The organism is Duganella callida, from assembly GCF_004614165.1.
Lineage (GTDB): Bacteria > Pseudomonadota > Gammaproteobacteria > Burkholderiales > Burkholderiaceae_D > Rugamonas > Rugamonas callida.
The window spans coordinates 95,792-120,694 of sequence record NZ_SPVG01000146.1; the positions used below are offsets into that span (position 1 = coordinate 95,792).

The 24,903-nt window shown below is 63.7% G+C and carries 27 protein-coding genes; 16 read left to right on the forward strand and 11 right to left on the reverse strand.

Annotated elements, in window-relative coordinates:
- Nucleotides 1-25: 25 nt before the first annotated feature.
- From E4L98_RS14455 to E4L98_RS14470, 4 genes are read right to left on the reverse strand one after another with little or no spacing between them, the layout of a single operon-like run.
- Nucleotides 26-2,074 carry a sodium:solute symporter family protein gene (locus tag E4L98_RS14455; RefSeq protein ID WP_135202253.1) on the reverse strand — a complete coding sequence of 683 codons (2,049 nt, stop codon included), beginning with the start codon at nt 2,072-2,074 and terminating at the stop codon, nt 26-28.
- On the reverse strand, nt 2,071-2,343 hold the full coding sequence (locus E4L98_RS14460; RefSeq protein WP_135202254.1) for a DUF4212 domain-containing protein: 273 nt from the start codon (nt 2,341-2,343) through the stop codon (nt 2,071-2,073). The genes E4L98_RS14455 and E4L98_RS14460 overlap by 4 nt, the downstream gene beginning before the upstream one ends.
- A complete protein-coding gene (locus E4L98_RS14465) occupies nt 2,336-3,850 on the reverse strand; it encodes a sensor histidine kinase (protein WP_135202255.1) in 1,515 nt (504 codons plus the stop codon). Before E4L98_RS14465 ends, E4L98_RS14460 begins: the two co-directional genes overlap by 8 nt.
- On the reverse strand, nt 3,847-4,557 hold the full coding sequence (locus E4L98_RS14470) for a response regulator (protein ID WP_135202256.1): 711 nt from the start codon (nt 4,555-4,557) through the stop codon (nt 3,847-3,849). Before E4L98_RS14470 ends, E4L98_RS14465 begins: the two co-directional genes overlap by 4 nt.
- A 145-nt stretch (nt 4,558-4,702) precedes the next feature.
- Between E4L98_RS14470 and recA the strand changes: the two genes are divergently transcribed.
- The 6 genes from recA (at nt 4,703) to E4L98_RS14500 (ending at nt 10,000) form a co-directional block, all read left to right on the forward strand.
- Nucleotides 4,703-5,797 carry a recombinase RecA gene (gene recA, locus E4L98_RS14475; RefSeq protein WP_135202257.1) on the forward strand — a complete coding sequence of 365 codons (1,095 nt, stop codon included), beginning with the start codon at nt 4,703-4,705 and terminating at the stop codon, nt 5,795-5,797.
- Between the two features lie 11 nt (nt 5,798-5,808).
- Nucleotides 5,809-6,261 carry a recombination regulator RecX gene (recX, locus tag E4L98_RS14480; RefSeq protein ID WP_135202258.1) on the forward strand — a complete coding sequence of 151 codons (453 nt, stop codon included), beginning with the start codon at nt 5,809-5,811 and terminating at the stop codon, nt 6,259-6,261.
- 376 nt (nt 6,262-6,637) lie between these two features.
- The gene (sucC, locus tag E4L98_RS14485; protein WP_135202259.1) at nt 6,638-7,804 is read left to right on the forward strand and encodes an ADP-forming succinate--CoA ligase subunit beta; all 1,167 of its coding nucleotides are present in this window, start codon (nt 6,638-6,640) and stop codon (nt 7,802-7,804) included.
- Nucleotides 7,805-7,818: 14 nt separating this feature from the next.
- A complete protein-coding gene (gene sucD, locus E4L98_RS14490) occupies nt 7,819-8,700 on the forward strand; it encodes a succinate--CoA ligase subunit alpha (protein WP_135202260.1) in 882 nt (293 codons plus the stop codon).
- Nucleotides 8,701-8,769: 69 nt separating this feature from the next.
- Nucleotides 8,770-9,348: an FHA domain-containing protein gene (locus tag E4L98_RS14495; RefSeq protein ID WP_135202261.1), complete on the forward strand. Its 579-nt coding sequence runs from the start codon at nt 8,770-8,772 to the stop codon at nt 9,346-9,348.
- 172 nt (nt 9,349-9,520) lie between these two features.
- Nucleotides 9,521-10,000 (forward strand): pilin, encoded by a 480-nt coding sequence (locus tag E4L98_RS14500; RefSeq protein WP_135202262.1) that lies wholly within the window; start codon nt 9,521-9,523, stop codon nt 9,998-10,000.
- 44 nt (nt 10,001-10,044) lie between these two features.
- Here the strand turns inward: E4L98_RS14500 and E4L98_RS14505 are convergent, their stop codons facing one another.
- The 3 genes from E4L98_RS14505 to moaC form a co-directional block, all read right to left on the reverse strand.
- The gene (locus E4L98_RS14505) at nt 10,045-10,752 is read right to left on the reverse strand and encodes a flagellar brake protein (protein ID WP_135202263.1); all 708 of its coding nucleotides are present in this window, start codon (nt 10,750-10,752) and stop codon (nt 10,045-10,047) included.
- A gap of 322 nt (nt 10,753-11,074) precedes the next feature.
- A complete protein-coding gene (locus tag E4L98_RS31285; RefSeq protein ID WP_167761331.1) occupies nt 11,075-11,353 on the reverse strand; it encodes a BPSL0067 family protein in 279 nt (92 codons plus the stop codon).
- A 4-nt stretch (nt 11,354-11,357) separates the two neighbouring features.
- On the reverse strand, nt 11,358-11,843 hold the full coding sequence (moaC, locus tag E4L98_RS14510; RefSeq protein ID WP_135202264.1) for a cyclic pyranopterin monophosphate synthase MoaC: 486 nt from the start codon (nt 11,841-11,843) through the stop codon (nt 11,358-11,360).
- A gap of 136 nt (nt 11,844-11,979) precedes the next feature.
- On the opposite strand from moaC, the gene E4L98_RS14515 reads away from it, so the two are divergent.
- The gene (locus E4L98_RS14515; RefSeq protein WP_371857226.1) at nt 11,980-13,665 is read left to right on the forward strand and encodes a beta-barrel assembly-enhancing protease; all 1,686 of its coding nucleotides are present in this window, start codon (nt 11,980-11,982) and stop codon (nt 13,663-13,665) included.
- Here the strand turns inward: E4L98_RS14515 and E4L98_RS14520 are convergent.
- From E4L98_RS14520 to E4L98_RS14535, 4 genes are read right to left on the reverse strand one after another with little or no spacing between them, the layout of a single operon-like run.
- A complete protein-coding gene (locus E4L98_RS14520; RefSeq protein WP_135202265.1) occupies nt 13,637-14,224 on the reverse strand; it encodes a DUF2946 family protein in 588 nt (195 codons plus the stop codon). The two genes, E4L98_RS14515 and E4L98_RS14520, sit on opposite strands and share 29 nt — an antisense overlap.
- A complete protein-coding gene (locus E4L98_RS14525; RefSeq protein ID WP_135202266.1) occupies nt 14,217-15,158 on the reverse strand; it encodes a YheT family hydrolase in 942 nt (313 codons plus the stop codon). The genes E4L98_RS14520 and E4L98_RS14525 overlap by 8 nt, the downstream gene beginning before the upstream one ends.
- A gap of 9 nt (nt 15,159-15,167) precedes the next feature.
- Nucleotides 15,168-15,593 carry a YybH family protein gene (locus tag E4L98_RS14530; protein WP_135202267.1) on the reverse strand — a complete coding sequence of 142 codons (426 nt, stop codon included), beginning with the start codon at nt 15,591-15,593 and terminating at the stop codon, nt 15,168-15,170.
- A gap of 30 nt (nt 15,594-15,623) precedes the next feature.
- Nucleotides 15,624-15,827: a zinc-finger domain-containing protein gene (locus E4L98_RS14535; RefSeq protein ID WP_135202268.1), complete on the reverse strand. Its 204-nt coding sequence runs from the start codon at nt 15,825-15,827 to the stop codon at nt 15,624-15,626.
- Nucleotides 15,828-15,962: 135 nt separating this feature from the next.
- On the opposite strand from E4L98_RS14535, the gene E4L98_RS14540 reads away from it, so the two are divergent.
- The 9 genes from E4L98_RS14540 to E4L98_RS14580 all read left to right on the forward strand — a co-directional run bounded on the left by E4L98_RS14540 (nt 15,963) and on the right by E4L98_RS14580 (nt 24,894).
- A complete protein-coding gene (locus tag E4L98_RS14540; protein ID WP_135202269.1) occupies nt 15,963-16,718 on the forward strand; it encodes an AzlC family ABC transporter permease in 756 nt (251 codons plus the stop codon).
- On the forward strand, nt 16,711-17,043 hold the full coding sequence (locus tag E4L98_RS14545) for an AzlD domain-containing protein (RefSeq protein ID WP_135202270.1): 333 nt from the start codon (nt 16,711-16,713) through the stop codon (nt 17,041-17,043). The genes E4L98_RS14540 and E4L98_RS14545 overlap by 8 nt, the downstream gene beginning before the upstream one ends.
- 67 nt (nt 17,044-17,110) lie before the next feature.
- Nucleotides 17,111-18,325, forward strand: coding sequence for a phosphoglycerate kinase (locus E4L98_RS14550; protein ID WP_135202271.1), 1,215 nt, complete (start codon nt 17,111-17,113; stop codon nt 18,323-18,325).
- A 185-nt stretch (nt 18,326-18,510) separates the two neighbouring features.
- Complete coding sequence (gene pyk, locus E4L98_RS14555; RefSeq protein ID WP_135202272.1) at nt 18,511-19,959, forward strand: pyruvate kinase; 1,449 nt, start codon at nt 18,511-18,513, stop codon at nt 19,957-19,959.
- An 81-nt stretch (nt 19,960-20,040) separates the two neighbouring features.
- Complete coding sequence (gene fba, locus E4L98_RS14560; RefSeq protein ID WP_135202273.1) at nt 20,041-21,105, forward strand: class II fructose-bisphosphate aldolase; 1,065 nt, start codon at nt 20,041-20,043, stop codon at nt 21,103-21,105.
- A 107-nt stretch (nt 21,106-21,212) separates the two neighbouring features.
- The gene (locus E4L98_RS14565; protein WP_135202274.1) at nt 21,213-22,109 is read left to right on the forward strand and encodes a phosphoribosylaminoimidazolesuccinocarboxamide synthase; all 897 of its coding nucleotides are present in this window, start codon (nt 21,213-21,215) and stop codon (nt 22,107-22,109) included.
- A gap of 3 nt (nt 22,110-22,112) precedes the next feature.
- Nucleotides 22,113-22,613 carry a 5-(carboxyamino)imidazole ribonucleotide mutase gene (gene purE, locus E4L98_RS14570; RefSeq protein WP_135202275.1) on the forward strand — a complete coding sequence of 167 codons (501 nt, stop codon included), beginning with the start codon at nt 22,113-22,115 and terminating at the stop codon, nt 22,611-22,613.
- A 2-nt stretch (nt 22,614-22,615) separates the two neighbouring features.
- Nucleotides 22,616-23,824 (forward strand): 5-(carboxyamino)imidazole ribonucleotide synthase, encoded by a 1,209-nt coding sequence (locus E4L98_RS14575; protein WP_371857223.1) that lies wholly within the window; start codon nt 22,616-22,618, stop codon nt 23,822-23,824.
- Nucleotides 23,821-24,894, forward strand: a complete 1,074-nt coding sequence (locus E4L98_RS14580) for an L-threonylcarbamoyladenylate synthase (protein ID WP_135202277.1) — start codon at nt 23,821-23,823, stop codon at nt 24,892-24,894. Before E4L98_RS14575 ends, E4L98_RS14580 begins: the two co-directional genes overlap by 4 nt.
- Nucleotides 24,895-24,903 lie beyond the last annotated feature (9 nt).

The following is a 24,903-nucleotide window of genomic DNA, read 5'->3' on the forward strand; positions in this document are numbered from 1 at the left end:
AAATCCGCTATGGGCAATTTGTATTTTATTGTTCCGGCGCGCGGATGTAATCGACCAGCGCCCCGGTCTGGCGTCCCGGGGCCGGCGTCAGCAGGCTGACCGCGACGATGGTCAGCAGTCCGGCCGGCACGCCGAAGATGCCGGCCGAGATGGGCGCGATGTGGAACCACTGCGCGCCGCCGCCGCCCAGGATCGGGTTGGTGTGCAGCATGTACCAGGCGCACACCAGGAAGCCCGTCACCATGCCGGCCACCGCGCCATGCCGATTGGCGCGCTTCCAGAACACGCCCAGCACCAGCGCCGGGAACAGCGTCGAGCCGGCCAGCGAGAAGGCGGCGCCGACCAGCGACAGGATGTCGCCCGGCTTGGTCGAGGCGGCATAGGCGGCGATGAAGGCCACCGCCAGCAGCAGCAGCTTGGAGATCGTCACCCGCTTTTGCGTCGAGGCGCCGCGGTCCACCAGCTTGTAGTAGACGTCGTGCGACAGCGCGTTGGAGATGGCCAGCAGCAGGCCGTCGGCGGTGGACAGCGCGGCCGCCAGCCCGCCGGCCGCCACCAGGCCGGAAATCACGTAGGGCAGACCGGCGATTTCCGGCGTGGCCAGCACCAGCACGTCGGCGTCGATGGTGATTTCGGCCAGCTGCACCACGCCGTCGTGGTTGACGTCGGTGATGCTGAACAGCGGGTTGAGCTTGTCCACATTGGCCCAGTACGAGACCCAGTTGGGCAGGTGCGCGTAATCGCTGCCGACCAGGGCGCTGTAGATGTCGTATTTGACCAGCACCGCCAGCGCCGGGATGGTCAGGTAGATCAGCAGGATGAAGAACAGGGTCCAGAACACCGACACGCGCGTCTCGTGCACCGACGGGGTGGTGTAGGAGCGCATCAGGATGTGCGGCAGCGCGGCCGTGCCCAGCATCAGGCAGAACACCAGCGCCAGGAAGTTGTTGCGCTTGATGTTGGAGGTGTCGGGGTTGCCCGGATACGGCGTGGCGTGCGGGACGATGGGCTCGGCCCGTTGCAGGTTCTGCTCGCGCGCCTCGGTCCAGAGGCGCTCGGCTTCCTCGGCATTTTTCGGGTAGGCGATCAGTTCGCGCTCGGCGCTGCGGATTTCCAGCAGCGAGGCGTTGCGCGCCTTGACGTTGTCCAGCTTGCGCTGGGCGTCGATGCGGCCCACTTCCCACGAGGCGGGCAGGGTGGCCAGGCGGTCGGCGTAATCGGCGGCGCGCTGGCGGAAGATGGCGCGCACCTCGGCTTCCTTCGGATCGGCTTGCAATACGTGTTCGCGCGCGCTCAGCTTGGGCAGCAGTTTGCCGTAGGCGACTTGCGGAATGGGGTTGTCGGAATGCTTGGCCGACAACCACATGGCCGGGATCAGAAAGGCCACCAGGATGATGATGTATTGCGCCACCTGGGTCCAGGTGATGGCGCGCATGCCGCCCAGGAAGGAGCACACCAGGATGCTGGCCAGGCCGAGGAAGATGCCGACCGAAAAATCGACACCGGTGAAGCGCGAGGCGATCAGGCCCACCGCGTAAATCTGCGCCACCACGTAGGTGAAGGAGACGATGATGGTGGCGATCACGGCCAGGATGCGCACCGCGCGGCCGCCGTTGTCCGAGTCGGCGCCGCCGTAGCGTTCGGCCAGGAAGTCGGGGATGGTGTACTGGCTGAACTTGCGCAGGTAGGGCGCGATCAGCAGCTGCACCAGGCAGTAGCCGCCGGTCCAGCCCATGATGTAGGCCAGGCCGTCGAAGCCGTGCAGGTAGAGGCCGCCGGCCAGGCTGATGAAGCTGGCCGCCGAGATCCAGTCGGCGGCGGTGGCCATGCCGTTGAACATGGCCGGCACGCGCCGCCCGGCGACGTAATACTCGAGCACGTTGGAGGTGCGGCTGATGACGCCGATCAGCGCGTACAGCACGATGGTGGCGAACATGAACAGGTAGCCGATCCAGACACGCGGCATGCCTTCCTGCTCGAGCGCGGCCAGCGCGGCCAGGAAGCCGCCGAAGCCGATGGTGAACAGGCTGTAGTAATAGCGCAGGCGCTGGAAGTAGGTGCGTTGCGGCTTCAAGCGCGGTACTCCCGGTCGAGCTTGCGCATGCGCCAGGCATAGAAGCCGAGGATGCCGAGATAGACCAGCGACGCGCCCTGCGCCGCCAGATAGAACGAGATCGGCCAGCCGAACAGGCTGAGTCCCGACAGCTCGCGCGCGAAGTAGGCGGAGCAGAAACCGGTCAGCAGCCAGAGCAGCAGCAACACGGTGGTGAGCTTGCGGGTGCGCTGCCAGTGCCGGGCGCGGGTGAGCGCGGGACGGGCGGCCGGGGCGGCGGGTTTATCCATAATGTGGCGGTTCGGTGTCTTCGTCCGGCGGCGCCGGCGGCAGCGGGAAGCTGAGGCGGAACAGCGCGCCGGGCAGCTTGGGATTGGTGGCGCGCGGGTTGGTGTAGATGTCGACCTCGGCGCCATGCTGCTGGGCGATCTCGCGCACGATGGCCAGGCCGAGGCCGCTGCCTTCGGCGGTATTGCCGAGGATGCGGTAGAAGCGCTCGAACACGCGCTCGCGCTCGCCGGGAGCGATGCCGGGACCGGTGTCCTCCACTTCCAGGTAGGCGTGGTCGAGGTCGTCGCGCACGCGCACGGTGACGCTGCCGCCGGCCGGCGTGTAGCGCAGCGCGTTGTCGATCAGGTTGGACAGCAGTTCGCGCAGCATGGTCGGGTTGCCGCTGATCTGCACCGGCAGTGATGGCGCCTCGAAGCCCAGGTCGATGCGGTGGGCGAACGAGGCCTGCACCCAGTCCTGCACCACGTCGCGCGCCAGTTCCGACAAGTCCAGTTGCTGCAGGCTGCCGCCGGCCGGCTGCTGGTTTTCGGCGCGGGCCAGGGCCAGCAGCTGATTCACCAGCCGGGTGGCGGCCTGCGAACTCTTGGCCAGCTGCTCCAGCGAACGGTGGATCTCGCCCTGTTCGGTCTGGCGCAGGGCCAGCTCGGACTGCATGCGCATGCCGGCCAGCGGTGTGCGCATCTGGTGCGCGGCGTCGGCGATGAAGCGCTTCTGCATGTCGATGTTTTGCGACAGCCGCGCCAGCATCTCGTTCAGCGAGCGCACCAGCGGTGTGATTTCCTCCGGCACCTGCGTGGGCGCGATCGGACTCATGTCTTCAGGACTGCGCGCGCGTATGCGTTCCTGCAACTGGGCCAGCGGCGACAGGCCGCGCGCCAGCGCGAACCACACCAGGGCCAGCACCACCGGCAGCACGATGAACTGCGGCAGGATCACGCCCTTGATGATGGCGTTGGCCAGCTGGGCGCGCTTTTCCAGCGTTTCCGCCACCTGCACCAGCGCCAGCTGCGCATCGTCGCCGCTGTCGCGCTCCACCCGCACATAGGCGAAGGCGATGCGCACCGGCGTGCCGTGCATGGCGTCGTTGCGGAAGCGCACGCCGCCAGCGCTGGTCTTGTCCTCGTCGTCGATCACCGGCTGCGGCATGTCGCGGTCGCCGTCGATGTGCTCGCCGCGCGGGCCCTGGATCTGGAAGTAGACGTTGTCGATATCGTCGGCGCGCAGAATGTCGCGCGCCGAGCCGGACAGGCTTTTGATCAGCTTGCCGTCCACCGAGCGCACCTGTTGCGCCAGCACGGTCACGCTGTCTTCCAGCGCGTGGTCGAACGGCTGGTTGGCAATCGACTTGGCCACCAGGTAGGTGATGGCGATGCTCATCGGCCACAGCAGCAGCAGCGGCGCCAGCATCCAGTCGAGGATTTCGCCGAACAGGGAATGTTGTATGTCCTCGTCCGCGTCGGGCGCGGGCGGCTGATACGCCAGTTCGGCTTCCTGCGACGGGTTCACTTGTGCGCGTCTCCGGCTTCGGCGGCGGCGCGCGCGGCGTCCGAGTATTTCTCCAGGCAGTAGCCGAGGCCGCGCACGGTGGCGATGCGGATGCCGCCCACCTCGATCTTCTTGCGCAGCCGGTGCACATAGACTTCGATGGCGTTGTTGCTGACTTCCTCGCCCCACTCGCACAAGTGGTCGACCAGTTGTTCTTTCGATACCAGCCGGCCGGTGCGCGCCAGCAGGATTTCCAGCAGGCCCAGCTCGCGCGCCGACAGGTCCAGCATCTGCTCGTTGATGTAGGCGCTGCGGCCGACCTGGTCATAGCTGAGCGGCCCATGCTTGATCACGGCCGCGCCGCCGCCGGCGCCGCGGCGGGTCAGGGCGCGCACGCGCGCCTCCAGTTCCGACAGCGCGAACGGTTTGGCCATATAATCGTCGGCGCCCAGGTCCAGGCCGTTGACGCGCTGCTCGATCGAGTCGGCGGCGGTCAGGATCAGCACCGGCAGCAGCGAGCCGCGCGCGCGCAGGCGGCGCAGCACTTCCAGCCCGGACAGCCTGGGCAGGCCCAGGTCCAGGATCAGCAGGTCGAATTCCTGCGTGGACAGGGCGGTGTCGGCCTCCTGCCCGTTTCTGACGCAATCGATGGCATAGCCGGACTGGCGCAGCGAGCGGGTCAGGCCATCGGCCAGTACGCTGTCGTCCTCGGCTAGTAATATACGCATGTCAAACACTCCGGCTGTACAAGCCCTTATTTTGGCGAGTTTTTGTGCATTCTCAAAGAAATAGCGCAAAACCCGCTTGCATTGATCACTGTTTTTTTATACAGTACCACCTGTACGAATAACTCCCACTGGTTGAAAGCACATTATGGACGAGAAAAAAGGCGTAGTACCTGCATCGGAAAAAGCCAAAGCGCTGGCTGCTGCGCTGGCCCAGATTGAAAAGCAATTTGGCAAGGGTTCCGTCATGCGCATGGACGCCAGCGCACCGATCGAAGAGGTGCAGGTGGTATCGACCGGCTCGCTGGGCCTGGACGTGGCGCTGGGCGTCGGCGGCCTGCCGCGCGGCCGCGTGGTGGAAATCTACGGTCCGGAATCGTCGGGTAAAACCACGCTGACGCTGCAGACCATCGCCGAGATGCAGAAACTGGGCGGCACCTGCGCCTTCATCGACGCCGAACACGCGCTGGACGTCGGCTACGCGCAAAAGCTGGGCGTCAACCTGCATGAACTGCTGATCTCGCAGCCGGACACCGGCGAACAGGCACTGGAAATCTGCGACGCGCTGGTGCGCTCGGGTTCGGTGGACCTGGTGGTGGTCGACTCGGTGGCGGCGCTGACCCCGCGCGCCGAAATCGAAGGCGACATGGGCGACGCCCTGCCGGGCCTGCAGGCGCGTCTGATGTCGCAGGCACTGCGCAAGCTGACCGGCTCGATCAACCGCACCAACACGCTGGTGATCTTCATCAACCAGATCCGCATGAAGATCGGTGTGATGTTCGGCTCGCCGGAAACCACCACCGGCGGCAACGCGCTGAAGTTCTACGCCTCGGTGCGTCTGGACATCCGCCGCACCGGCTCGATCAAGTCCGGCGACGAGGTGATCGGCAACGAAACCAAGGTCAAGGTGGTCAAGAACAAGATCGCGCCACCGTTCAAGGAAGCGCACTTCGACATCCTGTACGGCGCCGGCACTTCGCGCGAGGGCGAGATCCTGGACCTGGGCGTGGAAGCCAAGATCGTCGAGAAATCGGGCTCGTGGTACAGCTACAACGGCGAGCGCGTCGGCCAAGGCAAGGACAATGCCCGCCTGTTCCTGCAGGAGCGTCCGGAGCTGGCCTGGGAAATCGAAAACAAGGTGCGCGAATCGCTGGGCGTGCGCGTGCTGCCGCCGCTGGGCAACAAGGATGCCACCGTGGTCAAGCTGAAGCCGGCCGACAAGTCCGACGCTGACGCTGCCTGATCAGCCGCACCATGGCTGCGCCGCAACTGAGCCTGAAAGCGCGCGCCCTGCGCTTTCTGTCCATGCGCGAGCACAGCCGTCTTGAACTGGGCCGCAAGCTGGCCCGCTATGCCGAGGAGGGCGACGATGTCGAAGCCCTGCTCGACCTGCTCGAAAAAAACAACTGGCTGTCGCAGGAGCGCTTTTCCGAAGCGCTGATCCACCGCCGCGCCGCGCGCTACGGCAACAGCCGCATCGTCGCCGAACTGCAAAGCCACGGCGTGGCCGGCGACGCCCTGCAAGACCTCAAATCCCAGCTGGCCGACACCGAACTCGAACGTGCGCACGAGATCTGGCAGCGCAAATTCGGCAGCGTCGCCACCGACCCGCAAGAGCGCAACAAACAGATCCGCTTCCTGCTGCAGCGCGGCTTTTCGCAACGTGTGGTGCAGAAGGTCATCAAAGGGGCGGAGCTGGACGACTAATTTCCCTTCCTTCCGGGGTGTGCTACACTTTGCGGGTTTTTGCAGCACCGCGGGTGCGGTGGTTGTCCGTAGAAGCTGCGGCAACGTGTGTTTTTAATAAGAGAAATACACCAGGCTGCTAACTAATTAACCGTGTAAGCGGTATCAGTCTTATGTCCTTTTCAATTCCAGTTCCTGACGTGTGGACCAGCCCACGTGCGCGTGCCGTTCCGGCCAGGAAGGGCGTATGGGACATGGTCGGCAACCCTCTGTATCACACCCACCCCAGAATAGAACACCCGCGCTCTGTGGACAAAGCAGCACCGGGTAGCGCATAGCAATAACCTCTGCTTACAACAACCGATTTTTATACATCAGCATCAGAAGGGAAGCCAGCATGAAAATCCATGAGTATCAAGGCAAAGAAATCCTCCGGAAATACGGAGTGACGGTACCGCGCGGCATTCCGTGCATGACCGTTGACGAAGCGGTCAAGGCTGCTGAAACCCTGGGCGGTCCAGTCTGGGTTGTGAAGGCACAGATCCACGCCGGTGGCCGTGGCAAAGGCGGTGGCGTGAAAGTGGCCAAGTCGCTGGAGCAAGTCAAAGAATACGCCGACCAGATCATGGGCATGCAACTGGTGACTCACCAGACCGGTCCTGAAGGCCAGAAAGTCCGTCGTCTGCTGATCGAAGAAGGCGCCGACATCAAGAAAGAACTGTACGTGTCGCTGGTCACCGACCGCGTCACCCAGCGCGTTGTGCTGATGGCCTCGTCGGAAGGCGGCATGGACATCGAAGAAGTCGCTGAATCGCATCCGGAAAAAATCCACTCGATCGCCATCGATCCAGCTGTCGGCCTGACCGACGCGGACGCCGCATCGATCGCCGCCAAGATCGGCGTGCCGGAAGGCTCGATCGCCGACGCCGTCACCAACCTGCAAGGCCTGTACAAAGCCTACTGGGAAACCGACGCCTCGCTGGCTGAAATCAACCCGCTGATCCTGACCGGTTCGGGCAAGGTCATCGCGCTGGACGCCAAGTTCAACTTCGACGCCAACGCCCTGTTCCGTCATCCGGAAATCGTCGCCTACCGCGACCTGGATGAAGAAGATCCGGCCGAAGTGGAAGCGTCGAAATTCGACCTGGCCTACATCTCCCTGGACGGCAACATCGGCTGCCTGGTGAACGGCGCCGGCCTGGCCATGGCCACCATGGACACCATCAAGCTGTTCGGCGGCGAGCCGGCCAACTTCCTGGACGTGGGCGGTGGCGCCACCGCCGAGAAAGTGACCGAAGCGTTCAAGATCATGCTGAAGAACCCAGGCCTGAAAGCCATCCTGGTGAACATCTTCGGCGGCATCATGCGTTGCGACGTGATCGCCGAAGGCGTGATCACCGCGTCGAAAGCCGTGTCGCTGCAGGTACCGCTGGTGGTCCGCATGAAGGGCACCAACGAAGATCTGGGCAAGAAGATGCTGGCGGACTCCGGCCTGCCTATCATCTCGGCCGACACGATGGAAGACGCAGCCAAGAGCGTTGTTGCCGCAGCTGCTGGTAAATAATTAAGGAACCGATTATGTCTATTCTGATCAACAAAGACACCAAAGTCATCACCCAGGGTATCACCGGTAAAACCGGCCAGTTCCACACCCGCATGTGCCGCGACTACGCGAACGGCAAGAACGCCTTCGTGGCGGGCGTGAACCCGAAGAAAGCCGGCGAAGACTTCGAAGGCATCCCGATCTTCGGTTCGGTCAAGGAAGCGGCGTCGGAAACCGGCGCCACCGTGTCCGTGATCTACGTGCCGCCAGCAGGCGCCGCCGCCGCGATCTGGGAAGCGGTTGAAGCCGAACTGGACCTGGCAATTTGCATCACCGAAGGCATCCCTGTCCGTGACATGATGGAAGTCAAGGATCGCATGGCCAAAGCCGGTTCCAAGACCCTGCTGCTGGGCCCGAACTGCCCAGGCCTGATCACGCCTGACGAAATCAAGATCGGCATCATGCCAGGTCACATCCACAAGAAGGGCCGTATCGGCGTGGTGTCGCGTTCGGGCACCCTGACCTATGAAGCCGTGGGTCAGCTGACCGCACTGGGCCTGGGCCAATCGTCGGCAGTTGGTATCGGCGGCGACCCGATCAACGGTCTGAAGCACATCGACGTGATGCGCATGTTCAACGACGATCCTGATACCGACGCGGTCATCATGATCGGCGAAATCGGCGGTCCGGACGAAGCCAACGCCGCACGTTGGATCAAGGACAACATGAAGAAGCCGGTGGTCGGCTTCATCGCTGGTGTGACCGCTCCTCCGGGCAAGCGCATGGGCCACGCCGGCGCGCTGATCTCGGGCGGCGCCGACACTGCGCAAGCCAAGCTGGAAATCATGGAAGCCTGCGGTATCAAGGTTACCAAGAACCCATCGGAAATGGCTCGCCTGCTGAAAGCGATGCTGTAATCGATTCCACTTGCGTGGAATAATGAAGGGGAGCCGCAAGGCTCCCTTTTTTCATTTCCGGAGACAGGCTTGGCCAAGCTCATCATCTCGCGCGATGGACAGATAGAGCAGCAGATACAACTGAACAAGGAACGGATGACCTTGGGCCGGCATCCGCGCAACGACATCGTGCTGTCGCACCCGGCCGTGAGCGGCGACCATGCGGCCATCACCACCATCCTCGATGATTCCTTCCTGGAAGACCTGCACAGTACCAATGGCACGTTTGTCAACGGCCACCGGATCGGCAAGCATTTCCTGCAGCATCAGGACCAGATCCGCCTGGCGCGCTTCCAGATTGAATTCATCGCCGACGGCATCCGGCCGCTGGCGGCGGCGCAGCCGGTGCTGGCCGAGATCTCTATCCTGAACGGCAACAACGCCGGCAAACACATCGCCCTGACCAAGTCGCAGACCACATTGGGCCGCACCGGCGCGCTGCTGGTGGCAATCCATCGGCACCCGGCGTTTTATACCATCACCCATGTCGACGGTGAACCGGCGCCGTTGCTGAACGGTACGGCGCTCGACAAACAAGTGGCCGAACGGCTCAGCAATGGCGATGTGATCGACCTCGGCGGCACCTCGCTGGCCTTCCGTCTGGCCTGACAATTTTTGTCAGGTTGCTGACTGCTGACAAAAAGCGGCGCTGCCAACTGACAAAAATTGGCAGTTTTGATGTGGTTTTGCTGAAAAAATGCGCAAAAACAGGCTGGCACGGCGTTTGCACTAGAGGGTATGTCGCACCCAACAATGTGTATAACCCCGAAGGAGTCGCAAAATGAAATCCATGCAAATGATGAAGAAACAAGCCCAGGCCGGCTTTACCCTGATCGAACTGATGATCGTGGTGGCCATTATCGGTATCCTGGCTGCCGTGGCGATTCCGGCGTACAGCGATTACACCGCCAAGGCCAAGGCCGCGAGCGCGGTTTCCTCGCTGGACGGCATCAAGACCGCCGTTGCACTCTGCATCCAGGAAGCTGGCGGCGATGCGACCAATTGCAACACCGGCGCCAATGGCGTCCCGACCTTTAACAAAACCAAGGAACTGGCATCGGCCACTGTGGCTGCCGGTACCATTACCGCCACCTTCGCCAGCAACGATGTGGCCAAGGATCTGAACGGCACCACCATCACCATGGTTCCGACCGTGACGGCGGGTTCCGCCACGGTAGGCTGGACCACCACTTCGAATTCGGCCAGCCAGACGCTGAAGTCGGCCATCGAGAAAAACAATCCTCCACCTGCAACGCCATAATTTGGCTGAGCGTGAAAAACCCGGCTACGGTCGGGTTTTTTCGTTTACACGATCTTCTGGCGGTCGGCGATCAGCGCTTCGTAGGTCAGGTTCTGCAGCATGGTGTAATGCACCGGATCGAGATCGATGAACTGCACGCCATAGGTGAACACTTCCTGCTTGTCGGCCGTGGCCGGCTTGACCACGTTGATGTTGCGGATGGAGGCCTGCGCATCCACCTTGACCTGGCGGTTACCCGGCTGGGCAATCAGATAAAACGACAGCGCGACCTGCGCATCGTATTCCGGCAACTGTTTCGGCGACTCGATCAGCGCGCCCGAGACACTGAGATTGACCAGAAACACCGACGTATGTCCGTTGGAGGTGTTGACCTGCGCCGGGATATCGACCTTGACCCGCATCGCCGTCCGCAGGCTGGTGCCCTGGATGGACACCGGGAAGGACAGGTGGGCATAGAACAGCGGGCGCGGAAACACGCGTTGCACCACGCATGAGAACGAGCACACGTTCACGCCCGAAAACACGCGGATAGTGAGCTTGTCGCCCTCGTTGAGCGAAATCGGCGCGCCGCCCTCGAACGGCACCTTGACGATCATGTACTCATCCTTTACCCAGCCGATCAGGGTGGAAAAGTGCTGGATGGGCTTGATGGTACGGTGGGTGATGAACTGAATCCGACCGCCGACCTGCAGATTCATCTGCTCGAATTCATATTCCTGCGTCTTGGCTTCGCTCGGCGGATTGCTGCTCATTCAACTCTTTCTTTGTGCGCAAGACAGTGACGACACCGTCAAAAAATTGATTCTGCGACATTAATTATATATCCACAAAGCAAAGAGTAACAATCGGATAATGCCCGTTGTTACAACTGGTCACTGATAAGAGTTACTGACTATCTACCGGCAGATAAACTCGACAATCTGCTGGATTCGGCCGTCCTGGGATTGACTGTACATCGTGCATTCCGTGGCGCCTTCGTCCACCTTCCGAAACAGCTTGAGCGTGGCCCCGGATCCCCGTGCGCCATGCCGAAAGCCAAAAAGCCAAATGCGAAGACTGGGCAGGTATGGACTCTCATCGTTCGATCACGAAAAACGCCAGCGCATTGTCGCTAAGATGCCTGAATGATCCATCTGAATTGTATTGCTGGCGCGGTGGAGGAATCCGAATCAATCGGGCCGAAATGACACCTTTTTCCTTCCATTGATCGACGACCCAAATCCCACCCGGCATTACCTTCAACACCAAAGCGGCATGGTTGCCGGGGCTGAGCCCAGGATGTTTTCCATCAACAAAAGTGGCGATAGCAGTGCCCCGTGCGATGGAATAAGTATGCCGCTTTAAGGTTGGCAGGAGTTTAACTACTTACGCTCCAGTCACCCGACTTGCCGCCGTGCTTCTCGGTGACGCGAATGTTGGACATGACCATGCCCCGATCGACGGCCTTGCACATGTCGTACACCGTCAGCAGGCCAATCTGGACAGCGGTGAGTGCTTCCATCTCCACCCCGGTCTTGCCGTAGGTTTCCACCTGCGCCTTGCAGTGGACCGAGGAATTTGCCACGTCGGTTTCGAAATCCACCGCCACGCGGGTCAGCGCCAGGGGATGGCATAGCGGCACCAGATCGGCGGTGCGCTTGGAGGCCATGATGGCGGCAATGCGGGCGATGCCGAGCACGTCGCCCTTCTTGGCCGTGCCGTTCATGATGATAACCAACGTTTCCGGTTTCATGCGGATCGAGCCGGTGGCGAGGGCGATGCGGTGGGTTTCCGCCTTCGCGCCGACGTCCACCATGTGGGCTTGGCCGGTGGCGTCGAAGTGGGTCAGGTGTTCGGTGGTCATGGTTGCAGCGTAAAATGATTCATAATGTGGCACTCAGTGTCAGCGCCCAAGTTGCGGGTATCATATCACCGTGAAACCAAAACGTTCCTCTTACTCCCTCCGCCTGCGCGCGGTCGCCGCGGCCCTGCTGGTCACCATGCCGATGGCCATGGCGCAGCCCGCGCTTGCCCCGGCCAAGATTCCGAACCTGCCCGCGCTGGGCGGGACCGAAAGCCAGGATCTGTCGCCGCTGATGGAGCGCAAGATCGGCGAGGAGATCATGCGCGACATCCGCCGCGACCGCGATTACCTCGACGACGGCCCCATCCTGGAGTACATGAACAACTTCGGTAACGTGCTGGTCGATGCCCGGCCGGGCGCGCGCGGTGAGGCCAAGTACGATTACTTCTTTTTCGTGGTGCGCGATCCGCAGCTGAACGCGTTTGCGCTGCCGGGCGGTTTCATCGCGGTGCACTCGGCGCTGCTGCTGGCCGCGCAGAACGAGTCCGAGCTGGCCTCGGTGCTGGGCCACGAGATCGGCCACGTGGTGCAGCGTCACATTGCCCGCTCCATCGGCCAGCAGAAGCAGGACGCGCTGATCCCGCTGGCGGCGATGATCCTGGCGGCGCTGGCCTCGCGCCAGGGCGGCGATGCGGCGATGGGCGTGTTCCTCGGCGGCCAGGGCCTGACCATCCAGCGGCAGCTGAACTTCGGCCGCGATGCCGAGCGTGAAGCCGACCGCATTGGCTTCCAGATCATGGGCGAGGCCGGCTTCGATACGTCCGGCATGGTGGCTTTCTTCCAGCAGATGCAGAATGCCACCCGTGCCTACAGCGACCTGGTGCCGGCCTGGCTGCTGACCCACCCGCTGACCACCGAGCGGATCGCCGACATCCAGGCGCGTATCCGCGAGGCGCCGTACAAGCAGCGTCAGGACAGCCTCGATTTCTTCCTGGTCCGTTCGCGCGCGCGCGTGCTGCAGGATCAGACTTCCAGCGGCTACAACGAGGCCAAGCTGTTCTTCCAGTCGCAGATGCAGCAGGATAGCTGGCAGCAGAAGGCGGCCGGCCAGTACGGCATGGCGTTCCTCAGCATGAAGCAGGGCGACGCGGTCGCCGCGCAAAGCTGGCTGGACAAGGCGCTGGCCACGGTCAACGCGCCGCCGCCGTCGGGTGTGTTCGGCGCGTCGCCGCGCAGCAAGGCGGAGACGATTTTTGCCGCCACGTCGATCGAGATCAAGCTGGCGCAGCCGGACAACAAGGAAATGCTGGCCAAGGCCGCGCAGGAGGCGGCAGCGGCGCACCTGAAATACCCGCTGTCGCGCGGCATCGCGCATCAGTACGGCGAGGCGATGCTGGCGGCCGGCAAGCTGGATGAAGCGGCCAATTATCTGCGCGATCAGGCGCAGCTGTACCGCGAGGATATCGAGGTCTACGATCTGCTGGCCCAGGTCTACGCCAAGCAGGGCAAGCTGGCGCTGCAGCATATCGCGCTGGCCGAGTCGTACAATCTGCAGGGCGGCCTGATGGCGGCGCTTGACCAGCTGACGTATGCGCGCAAGGCGCCGGACGCCTCGTTCTATGACCAGTCGCTGATCGATGCGCGCGAACGCGAGTGGCAGGCACGCCGCCGCGAAGAGATGGGCGACAAGGGCAAGAAGGATATGGCGGACTCGCGCCCGGCGTTCAAGGCCGAGTTCAAGTCGGGCTCGGAGAACAAGGGCATGAGCGGCAATCCCTTCGACCGCTACAACGACATGTTCAACCAGTCCACCAATCCCTTCGACCGCCTGCGCAAGCAGAGCGACGGCGACATCACGTCGCCGGGGCTGATGGTACGCTGACGTAGCCGTAACGCGCCGCCAGATCGCCGGCCGCGAGGCGCTGCACGCGCACGCCATTCAGGCTCAAGCCGGCCGATGCGCTGCCTGCCATAAATTCCAGCAAGGCTTCGTCGGCCACCGGCGCGCCGTGCTGCTGCAGCTGCGGCAGCACGGCGGCGAAATCGCGGTCATCGAGCTGCGCCACCACGCCGCCACTGCGCAGCACCAGCGCGCCGGCATCGGTCAGTACAACTTCTTCGATGGTGCCCAGTGGCGCGCCCGTGTGCAATAGCCAGCCGGCGGACGGGTCGGTGCGCACGATGTACGGGGTCGCTTCCAGCTGCACATAGACGCGCTGCGGGCCGTTCTGGAAATACCAGCAGCCGCGCTCGTCGGCCGCGTAGTTGCGGGTGATGAAGGCCACCAGCGCCGCGTTGCTCAGCTTGTCTCCGGGCAGGTTGAAATGCTGGGCGCGCTCGTCACGCATGCGCCAGTTGCCGCGTGCATCGAGCGCCAGCCAGCCGTAGCAGTGCGGCACGTTGGGCCATTTGGCCAAAGCCTGTTTGACGATGTCATCCATGTTGTTCGAGAAAGTGGATCAGCCTGGTTGGCAGCCAGTCGAGGCGGCCGGGCGGGCCGCCCACCGCGAAGCCGACGTGGCCGCCATGCTCAGGATAATCCAGCACCACGCGCGATGACGCACGTTGCGGCAAATGGCGGCCCGGCAGGAAAGGATCGTTGCGGGCATTCAGCACCAGCGTCGGCACGGTGATGTCGTTCAGCACGTGCTTGGCGCTGGCGCGGTCCCAGTAATCGTCGGTATCGCGGAAGCCGTGCAGCGGCGCCGTCACCACGTTGTCGAAGGCATACAGGTCGCGCGCCGCGTGCAGCGCGTCGACGTCGAACAGGCCGGGGAATTGCTGTAGTTTGGCTACGCACTTGGGCTTCAGCGTCTGCAGGAACATGCGCGTGTAGACCATGTTGAAGCCGCTCGACAGCGAGATACCGCCTTGCGCCAGGTCCAGCGGCGCCGACACCGAGCAGGCGGCGTCGACGAAATCGGCCTGGTGTTGCGCTTCACCGAGCCAGCGCAGCAGCGCGTTGCCGCCCAGCGAGACGCCGGCCGCGTAAAACTTGCCGCTGGCGCGGGCCTGCAGCGTGCGGATGATCCAGCCGACTTCTTCGGCGTCGCCGGAATGGTAAAAGCGCGGCGCGCGGTTGGCTTCGCCCGAGCAGCCGCGAAAATGCGGCACGGCGCCGGACCAGCCGCGCTGCCGCACCGCGTGCATCAGCGCCCGCGCGTAATGGCTGTCGGACGAACCTTCCAGACCGTGGAACAGCACCACGAACGGCTGGCCCGGCTGACCGTCGACGAAATCGACATCGATGAAATCGCCGTCCGGCGTGTCCCAGCGTTCGCGCCGGAACCGCACCGCCGGCTTGCGGATCGCCAGCGCCGGATAAATGGTCTGCAGATGACCGCTGGGCAGCCAGAAGGGCGCGGTGTACTTCACGGCGAACGATCAATGCAGGACTTGCGCGTTCGGGTCGATCGGCGCCGGTCCCGGCGCGATCGAGACGTGATGCAGCACCATGCGCCAGCCCTTGGGCGTCTTCGCATACACATTGGTGGCGACCAGGTGCGCCGGCTCGCCGCTGGTGGCGGTGGTGCCTTCGACCACCGTGTGGACCGAGCTCATCAAGGTATGGGTTTCGTGCAAGTGCGACGGCAGGATGTGCAGGCCGCCATGTTCGAGGATGGCGGCCCACGAGGTACGGATCGCCGCGTGGCCGATCAGGCGCGTGCCGCCCGGATGCACGCAGACGATCTCGTCGTCATCCGCCCACAGGGCCATCAGCGCATCCAGGTCGGCGCGGTTGAGCGCGTCGTAGAAAGCCGCCTCGGTGTCAGCGGCGCTACCGTTTAACTGCTTCTTTTTGGTCGGCATGAGGGCTCCGGCAGGCGCTGAACGGCATGCTTAATGGTGGCCGACCACGGTGCCCGGCTTCAGGCGATAGGCGGTGCCGCAGTATGGGCACTTGGCCACGCCGTCATGGTTGAATTCCAGGAACACGCGCGGATGCGAGGACCACAGCGGCATGGCTGGGTTCGGGCAGTGGGCTGGCAGATCCTTACCGTCGAGTTCAACTGCGTTGGTGGCGGACGTGGTGGCGTTGCTCATTTCTTGTGCTCCGGGTGGCTGAGAGAAAACCACGATTTTAACGGATTCGCGCATGGAGCAAAAATCGTCGGTAAAATACCACTTCTGCAACCCCGCTCCAGCCATCCGTGTGGCAGGAAAGCCACAGCCCATCCCATGACTGAAACGAGCAGCACCGCGCCGGCGCCGGACGTCGTAGACTTCGCGGCCCACCACGAACCGTCCTGGCGCGAAGGCGTGAAAACCGGCCTGCCGTCGCTGTTCGGCATTGGCGCCTGGGGACTGGTGGTCGGCATCGCCATGATCAAGTCCGGGCTGACCATTCCGCAGGCGCTGGGCATGACGCTGACGGTATTCGCCGGTTCGGCCCAGCTGGCGGCGCTGCCGCTGATCGCCGCCAAGGCGCCGATCTGGGTGATTTTCGCCACCGCGCTGGTGGTCAATTTGCGGTTCGTGATCTTTTCCGCGCTGCTGGCGCCGCATTTTTCCCACTTGCCGTGGCGCCAGCGCCTGGCGCTGGGTTATGTGGCCGGCGACCTGACCGTCGCGCTGTTCCTGCAAAAATATCCGTCGGAAACTCCAGAGGTCGGCAAACTGTCGTATCTGAAGGGGCTGTTGTACCCGAACTGGGCCTCCTGGCAGATCGGGTCGATCGCCGGCATCTTCGTCGGCAGCGCCGTGCCGCCGGAATGGGGGCTGGGCTTTGCCGGCACCCTGGCCATCATTTGCGTGATGATCCCGCTGATGGTGGGGCGGCCGGCCCTGTGCGGCGTGCTGGTGGCGGGCGCGGTGTCGGTGCTGGCGCATGCATTGCCGTACAAGCTGGGCCTGTTGGCGGCGGTGCTGGTCGGCATGATCACCGCCATGGTGATCGAGGAAACGTCGGAAAAGTGGAGGAGCAAACGTGGCTGACTGGGAAATCTGGCTGGTGATCCTGGTGCTGGCGCTGGCCACCGCCTGCACGCGCAGCGCGTTCTGGCTGATCGGCCACCACATCACCATCCCCAAGCGCGTGCAGGAAATGCTGCGTTACGCGCCGGCCTGCGCCCTGGCCGCCATCATCGCCCCGGACCTGATCCTGGCGGCCGATGGCCAGGCGGTGCTGGATGTGAGCAATCTCAAACTGGTGTCCGGTATTGTTGCTACGATCTACTATTTGCTGCGCCGCAACATGCTGGAAACCATCATATTCGGCATGGCTTTCTTCACGGCATTGAGGCTGATTCCTGTAATTTAATAACAGATAAATCACATTGCAGTTGCGGTAAAATAGCGCTCTTCCAACAACTAGACCTTGGGTAGCCATGTCCGCTGTTCTGAACTTCATCCGTCTGCAAGACCTCATCGATCAAAACGCCGTGCAGGGCAAGCGCGTTTTCATCCGCGCCGACCTGAACGTGCCGCAGGACGATGCCGGCAATATCACCGAAGATACCCGCATCCGCGCCTCCGTTCCGGCGATCAAGGCGGCGGTGGCTGCCGGCGCCAAGGTCATGGTCACGTCCCACCTGGGCCGTCCGACCGAAGGCGAGTTCAAGCCGGAAGACAGCCTGGCGCCGGTCGCCAAGCGCCTGTCGGAACTGCTGGGCCAGCCGGTTGAGCTGAAGCAGAACTGGGTTGACGGCGCCGGCCTGGAACAGCTGCAGAACGGCCAGGTGGTACTGCTGGAAAACGTCCGCGTCAACAAGGGCGAAAAGAAGAACAGTGACGAACTGGCGCAGAAAATGGCCAAACTGTGCGACATCTACGTCAATGACGCTTTCGGCACCGCGCATCGCGCGGAAGCCTCGACGCACGGCATCGCCAAGTTCGCGCCGGTCGCCGCCGCCGGCCCGCTGCTGGCCGCCGAGCTGGACGCGCTGGGCAAGGCGCTGGGCGCCCCGGCCCGTCCGTTGCTGGCCATCGTCGCCGGCTCCAAGGTGTCGACCAAGCTGTCGATCCTGGAATCGCTGGCCGACAAGGTGGATAACCTGATCGTCGGCGGCGGCATCGCCAACACCTTCATGCTGGCTGCCGGCTTGAAGATCGGCAAGTCGCTGGCCGAGCCTGATCTGATCGGCGCCGCCAAGACCATCATCGACAAAATGGCCAAGCGCGGCGCGCAGGTGCCGATCCCCGTCGATGTGGTGTGTGCGAAAGAATTCTCGGCCACCGCCGCCGCGACCATCAAGGACGTCAAGGATGTCGCCGATGACGACATGATCCTGGATATCGGCCCGCAAACCGCCGCCCAGCTGGCTGAGCAGATCGGCGCCGCCGGCACCATCGTCTGGAACGGCCCGGTGGGCGTGTTCGAATTCGACCAGTTTGCCGAAGGCACCAGGACGCTGGCGCTGGCGATCGCCAAGTCGCCGGCATTCTCGATCGCCGGCGGCGGCGACACGCTGGCGGCCATTGCGAAATACCACATCGGCGACCAGGTCGGCTACATCTCGACCGGCGGCGGTGCGTTCCTGGAGTTCCTGGAAGGTAAAACCCTGCCGGCGGTGGAAATTCTGGCCCAGCGCGCAGCCAAGTAAAACGCAGTAAATAGCACGGTCGTGCTTTGTAGCAAATTAACAGTAGAATCCAGGTATTGCCCGGGAAGGGCATTGAATTTGTAGCAAAGCTACAGATTTGATGTCTGAACCATAACAAAAAGCAGCTTTCCTGGTTTCCGCCGCGGTGCGGAGACTGTTCGCATGACCCAACGCTAAGGAATCCTATGTCTCGTAGCACCAAAATTGTCGCAACGATTGGCCCAGCCTCCACCGACTTCAACGTCCTGGTCAAAATGATCCGTGGGGGCGTCGATGTCGTGCGCCTGAATTTCTCGCATGGCAAGGCCCAGGATCACATCGACCGCGCGCGCCTGGTGCGCGAAGCCGCCGCCGAGTGCGGCCGCGAAGTGGCGATCATGGCCGACATGCAGGGGCCGAAAATCCGCGTGGGCAAATTTGAAGGCGGCAAGATCGAGCTGGCCAAGGGCGACAAGTTCATCCTCGACGCCAAGTGGGGCGAGAACGGCGAGCTGGGCAACCAGGAGCGCGTCGGCCTCGACTACAAGGCGCTGCCGCAGGACGTGCGTCCGGACGACCAGCTGTTGCTGAACGACGGCCTGATCGTGCTGGTGGTGGAAAAGGTCATCGGCAGCGAGATTTACACGGTGGTGAAAATCGGCGGCGAACTGTCCAACAACAAGGGCATCAACCGCCTGGGCGGCGGCCTGACCGCGCCGGCGCTGACCGCCAAGGACATGGAAGACATCAAGACGGCGATGAGTTTCCAGGCCGATTACCTGGCGATCTCGTTCCCGAAAAGCGCCACCGACATGGAAATGGCGCGCCAGCTGGCCAACATCGCCGGCGAGGCCTTTGGCCACAAGCCGATGATGATCGCCAAGATCGAGCGCGCCGAAGCGATCCCGCTGCTGCAGGAAATCCTCGACGCCTCGGACGGCATCATGGTGGCGCGCGGCGACCTGGCGGTGGAAGTGGGCAACGCGGCCGTGCCGGCGTTGCAGAAGCGCATGATCCGCATGGCGCGCGAGTCGAACAAGCTGGCGATCACCGCGACCCAGATGATGGAGTCGATGATCTTCAACGCCGTGCCGACCCGCGCCGAAGTGTCGGACGTGGCCAACGCCGTGCTGGACGGCACCGACGCCGTGATGACCTCGGCGGAAACCGCCTCGGGCCGCCATCCGATCGAAACCGTGGAAATGATGGCCGCCATCTGCGTGGAAGCCGAGCAGTCCGAGTACAACAAGCTGGACGCCGACTTCCTCAACGCGACCTTCACCCGCATCGACCAGTCGATCGCCTACGGCGCGCTGTTCACCGCGCACCACCTGGCGGTGAAAGCCATCGTGGCGCTGACCGAATCGGGTTCGACCGCGCTGTGGATGAGCCGTCACAATATCGACACGCCGATTTACGCGCTGACGCCATCGACCACCACGCTGCGCAAGATGGCGCTGTACCGCAACGTCAAGGCCTACAATCTGCAACAGCAGGGCAGCAGCGCGGTCGTGCTGAAGCAGGCCGAGGAGCTGCTGGTCGAACATGGCGTGGTCAAGAAGGGCGATATGATCGTCGTCACCTGGGGCACCCCGATGGGCCAGGCCGGCGGCACCAACGCGCTGAAGATCGTCCGCGTCGGCGAATTTAGTTAAGTCAGTCCGGTCGAGCGCTGCGCCCGGGGAGGGCGTGGCAATGCTCCCGGCAACCGGTTTTTTATTGTTTGGAGTATTACCATGTCCCTCGTATCCATGCGTCAACTGCTGGACCATGCCGCTGAAAACGGCTATGGCATCCCCGCTTTCAACGTCAACAATCTGGAACAAGTGCAGGCCATCATGGCCGCCGCCGATGCGCTGAACGCACCGGTGATCATGCAGGCTTCGGCCGGCGCCCGCAAATACGCCGGCGAAGCCTTCCTGCGTCACCTGATCGACGCCGCCATCGAAGCCTATCCGCACATCCCGGTGGTCATGCACCAGGACCACGGCCAGTCGCCGGCGGTGTGCATGGCCGCGATCCGCTCGGGCTTCAGCTCGGTGATGATGGACGGTTCGCTGGAAGCCGACGGCAAATCGGTCGCTTCCTACGAATACAACGTTGAAGTGTCGCGCGAAGTGGTCAAGTTCTCGCACGCCATCGGCGTCACGGTGGAAGCCGAACTGGGCGTGCTCGGTTCGCTGGAAACCATGAAGGGCGACAAGGAAGACGGCCACGGCGCCGACGGCACCATGACCCGCGAACAGCTGCTGACCGACGTGGCCCAGGCCGCCGACTTCGTGCAAAAGACCCAGTGCGACGCGCTGGCGATCGCCATCGGCACCTCGCACGGCGCCTACAAGTTCACCCGCAAGCCGACCGGCGACATCCTGGCCATCGACCGCATCAAGGAAATCCACGCGCGCATCCCCAACACCCACCTGGTGATGCACGGCTCGTCGTCGGTGCCGCAGGAACTGCTGGCCATCATCCGCGAATTCGGCGGCGACATGAAGGAAACCTACGGCGTGCCGGTGGAGGAGATCCAGGAAGGCATCCGTCACGGCGTGCGCAAGATTAACATCGATACCGATATCCGCCTGGCGATGACCGCCGCCGTGCGCAAGTTCATGTTCCAGAACCCATCCAAGTTCGACCCGCGCGACTTCCTCAAGCCAGCCCGCGCCGCCGCGGAAGAGGTGGTGCGCGCCCGCTTCCAGGCGTTCGGCTGTGAAGGCCAGGCTTCGAAAATCAAGCCAATTCCACTGGAAAAGATGGCGGAACGCTACAAGGCCGGCGAACTGGCCCAGATTGTGAAGTAAAATTCTGTCTTGGAACGGCTTGGTCCTTTCGGATCAAGCCGACTCTTTCGACCGGCGATCGAGGTTTCCTCTCCGCCGGTTTTTGCTTTTTCATTACATTCCCTGCTATGAACAGCCTCTACCAGTCTTCCATCAAGTCCCTGCCACTCCTCGGCCACGGCAAAGTCCGCGACAACTACGCAGTTGGCGACGACAAAATCCTGATCGTCACCACCGACCGCCTGTCGGCCTTCGATGTTGTCATGAATGAACCGATTCCCGGCAAGGGCATGGTGCTGAACCAGATGACCGACTTCTGGTTCGAGAAGCTGGGCCACATCGTGCCCAACCACCTGACCGGCGTGGCGCCGGAATCGGTGGTGGCGCCGGACGAGGTGGAGCAGGTCAAGGGCCGCGCGGTGGTCGCCAAGCGCCTGAAGCCGATTCTGGTGGAAGCGGTGGTGCGCGGCTACATCATCGGTTCGGGCTGGAAGGATTACCAGGCCACCGGGGCGGTCTGCGGCATCCAGCTGCCGGCCGGCCTGAAGCAGGCCGAGAAGCTGCCGCAGCCGATCTTCACGCCGGCCGCCAAGGCCGACATCGGCGAGCATGACGAGAACATCAGCTTCGCGGAGATGGAACAGCGCATCGGCGCCGAACTGGCCGCCAAAATGCGCGATGTCGCCATCAAACTGTACACCGAAGCGTCGGAATACGCGGCCTCGCGCGGCATCATCATTGCCGACACCAAGTTCGAATTCGGCCTGGACGACAACGGCGTGATGCACCTGATGGATGAAGTGCTGACCGCCGACTCGTCGCGCTTCTGGCCGGCCGATTCGTATGCCACCGGCATCTCGCCGCCATCGTTCGACAAGCAGTTCGTGCGCGATTACCTGGAAACCCTGACCGACTGGGGCAAGACCGCCCCGGCGCCGGCGCTGCCGGCCGACGTGATCGAAAAAACCCAGGCCAAGTATTTCGAAGCCATCGAACGCCTGACCGGCGCAAAGCTGAAGGCCTGAGCGATGAGCGATCAACACAAGCCACTGGTCGGCGTCATCATGGGCTCGTCCTCGGACTGGGACGTGATGCAGAACGCGGTCAACATCCTCAAGCAGTTCGGCGTGCCGTTCGAGGCGCAGGTGATTTCGGCGCACCGCATGCCCGATGAGATGTACGCCTACGCCAGGAGCGCCCGCGCGCGCGGCCTGCGCGCCATCATCGCCGGCGCGGGCGGCGCGGCCCACCTGCCGGGCATGGTCGCGGCCATGACCATCGTGCCGGTGCTGGGCGTGCCGGTGCCGTCCAAATATCTGCGCGGCGAAGATTCCATGCTGTCCATCCTGCAGATGCCCAAGGGCGTGCCGGTTTCGACCTTCGCCATCGGTGAAGCGGGCGCGGCCAACGCGGCGCTGACCGCGGTGGCCATGATCGCGTCCACCGACCAGGCGCTGGCAGAAAAACTGGAAGCCTTCCGCGTGTCGCAAACCGAGGCCGCCAAGGCCATGAAACTGCCGCTTGAATGACGATGAGTGATACGAAGCTGAAACCCATCCTGCCGCAAGCGCATCCGCCAGCCTGGCTGGGCGTGATGGGCGGCGGCCAGCTGGGCCGCATGTTTGCCCAGGCCGCGCAGGCCATGGGTTACCAGGTCGCCGTGCTGGAACCAGCCGACGCCTGCCCGGCCGGGCAGGTCGCGCAGCGTCTGGTCAATGCCGGCTACGGCGATGCCGCCGGCTTGGACGCGCTGGCTGCACAGTGCGCCGCCGTCACCACCGAGTTCGAGAACGTTCCGGCCGACAGCCTGTCGCGCCTGGCGCAATCGGTGTTCGTGGCGCCGAACGCGCATGGCGTGTCGGTGGCGCAGGACCGGATTGCCGAGAAGCGTTTCTTTGTCGATTGTGCGCCGAAGTCGGGCGTGATGCCGGCGCCGCACAAGGTGATCGCCACCCAGGCCGATATCGACGCCATCGATGACGATCTGTTGCCCGGCATTTTGAAAACCGTGCGCATGGGCTACGACGGCAAAGGCCAGGTCCGCGTCAAGTCGCGCGACGAGGTACGCGCCGCATTCGAATCCATGGGCCAGGTCACTTGCCTGCTGGAGAAGATGCTGCCGCTGGCCTACGAAGTGTCGGTGCTGACGGCGCGCGGTCACGACGGCGAATCGGTGGTCTATCCGATCGCGGAAAATGTCCACCGCGACGGCATCCTGTTCACCACCACCGTGCCCGGTCCGAACGTGTCGGCCGACAGTGCGCTGCAGGCGCAGCAGGCGGCGCAGGCCATCGTGGCCGAGCTCGGCTATGTCGGCGTGCTGTGCATCGAATTCTTCGTGCTGACCGACGGTGCGCTGGTGGTCAACGAGATGGCGCCGCGGCCGCACAACAGCGGCCACTACACCATCGACGCCTGCGTCACCAGCCAGTTCGCGCAACAGGTGCGCGCCATGGCGCGGCTGCCGCTGGGCGACGTGCGCCAGCATTCGCCGGCGGTGATGCTGAACCTCCTCGGCGACGTCTGGTTCGAAGGCGACAGCGACACGCCGCGCGAGCCGGTCTGGAACGAGATCCTGGCCCTGCCGGGCGCCAACCTGCACCTGTACGGCAAGGACGATCCGCGCCGCGCGCGCAAGATGGGGCACCTGACCTTCATCGCGCCGACGCTGCAACAGGCGCAGGAGCAGCTGAAGGCCGCCTGCGCCATCCTGGCGATCGACTACGAGGCGGCGCCGTGAAGCACGTCGCCGTCCCTGTCGCCGACCAGGCGGCCATCGCGGAAGCGGCGGCCGTGCTGGAGGAGGGCGGCCTGGTCGCCTTCCCGACCGAGACCGTCTACGGCCTGGGCGCCGACGCGGAAAATCCGGACGCCGTGGCGCGCATTTACGAAGCCAAGGGCCGGCCGCACGATCACCCGGTGATCGTGCACGTCGCGCCCGGCGCCGACCTCGATTACTGGACCACCGACGTGCCCCGGCAGGCGCGCCAATTGGTGCAGGCCTTCTGGCCCGGTCCGCTGACCCTGATCCTCAAGCGCCATCCGCAGATACCCGATGCGGTCTCGGCCGGGCAGGACACGGTGGGCATCCGCTGCCCGTCGCATCCGGTCGCCGTCGCCCTGCTGCAAGCCTTCAAGGGCGGCAAGGGCGGGGTGGCGGCACCGTCGGCCAACAAGTTCGGCAACGTCAGCCCGACCACGGCCCGCCACGTGCGCGACGAGTTCGGTCTCGATGCCCACGATGATGGCGACCTCAACGGCGAAGACGCCTGCTCGGCCGCGCCGCTGAGCGTGGTGCTGGAGGGCGGCTCGAGCGAGGTCGGCATCGAATCGACCATCGTCGACATGTCGCGCCTGGCCACCCACGGCCCGGTGCTGCTGCGTCCGGGCCACATCAGCGCGCAGCAGATCGCCGACGTGATCGGCATGACCCCGGCCGCGCCCGACCAGGCCGCGCCGCGCGCCTCCGGCACGCTGGAATCGCATTACGCGCCACGCACCCCGGTGACCATGCTGGACGCCGCCGCGCTGCGCACCACGCTGGGCGACCTGCACCTGAAAGGCGTGAAAGTCGCGCTGATCACGCATACCCTGCCGCCGCTGGTGTCGGCCCAGCGCCGCCTGCCGGACGCGCCGGCCGGCTATGCCTACGGCCTGTATGCCGCGCTGCGCGACATGGACCAGACCGGTTCCGACCTGATCCTGGTGGAAACCCCGCCGCCGGATGATGCCTGGCTGGGTGTCAACGACCGTCTGCGCCGCTCCGTGTTCGGTTCGGCCGGCGTGATCGACGCCATGCTGCAAAAATAAGCGCCGATT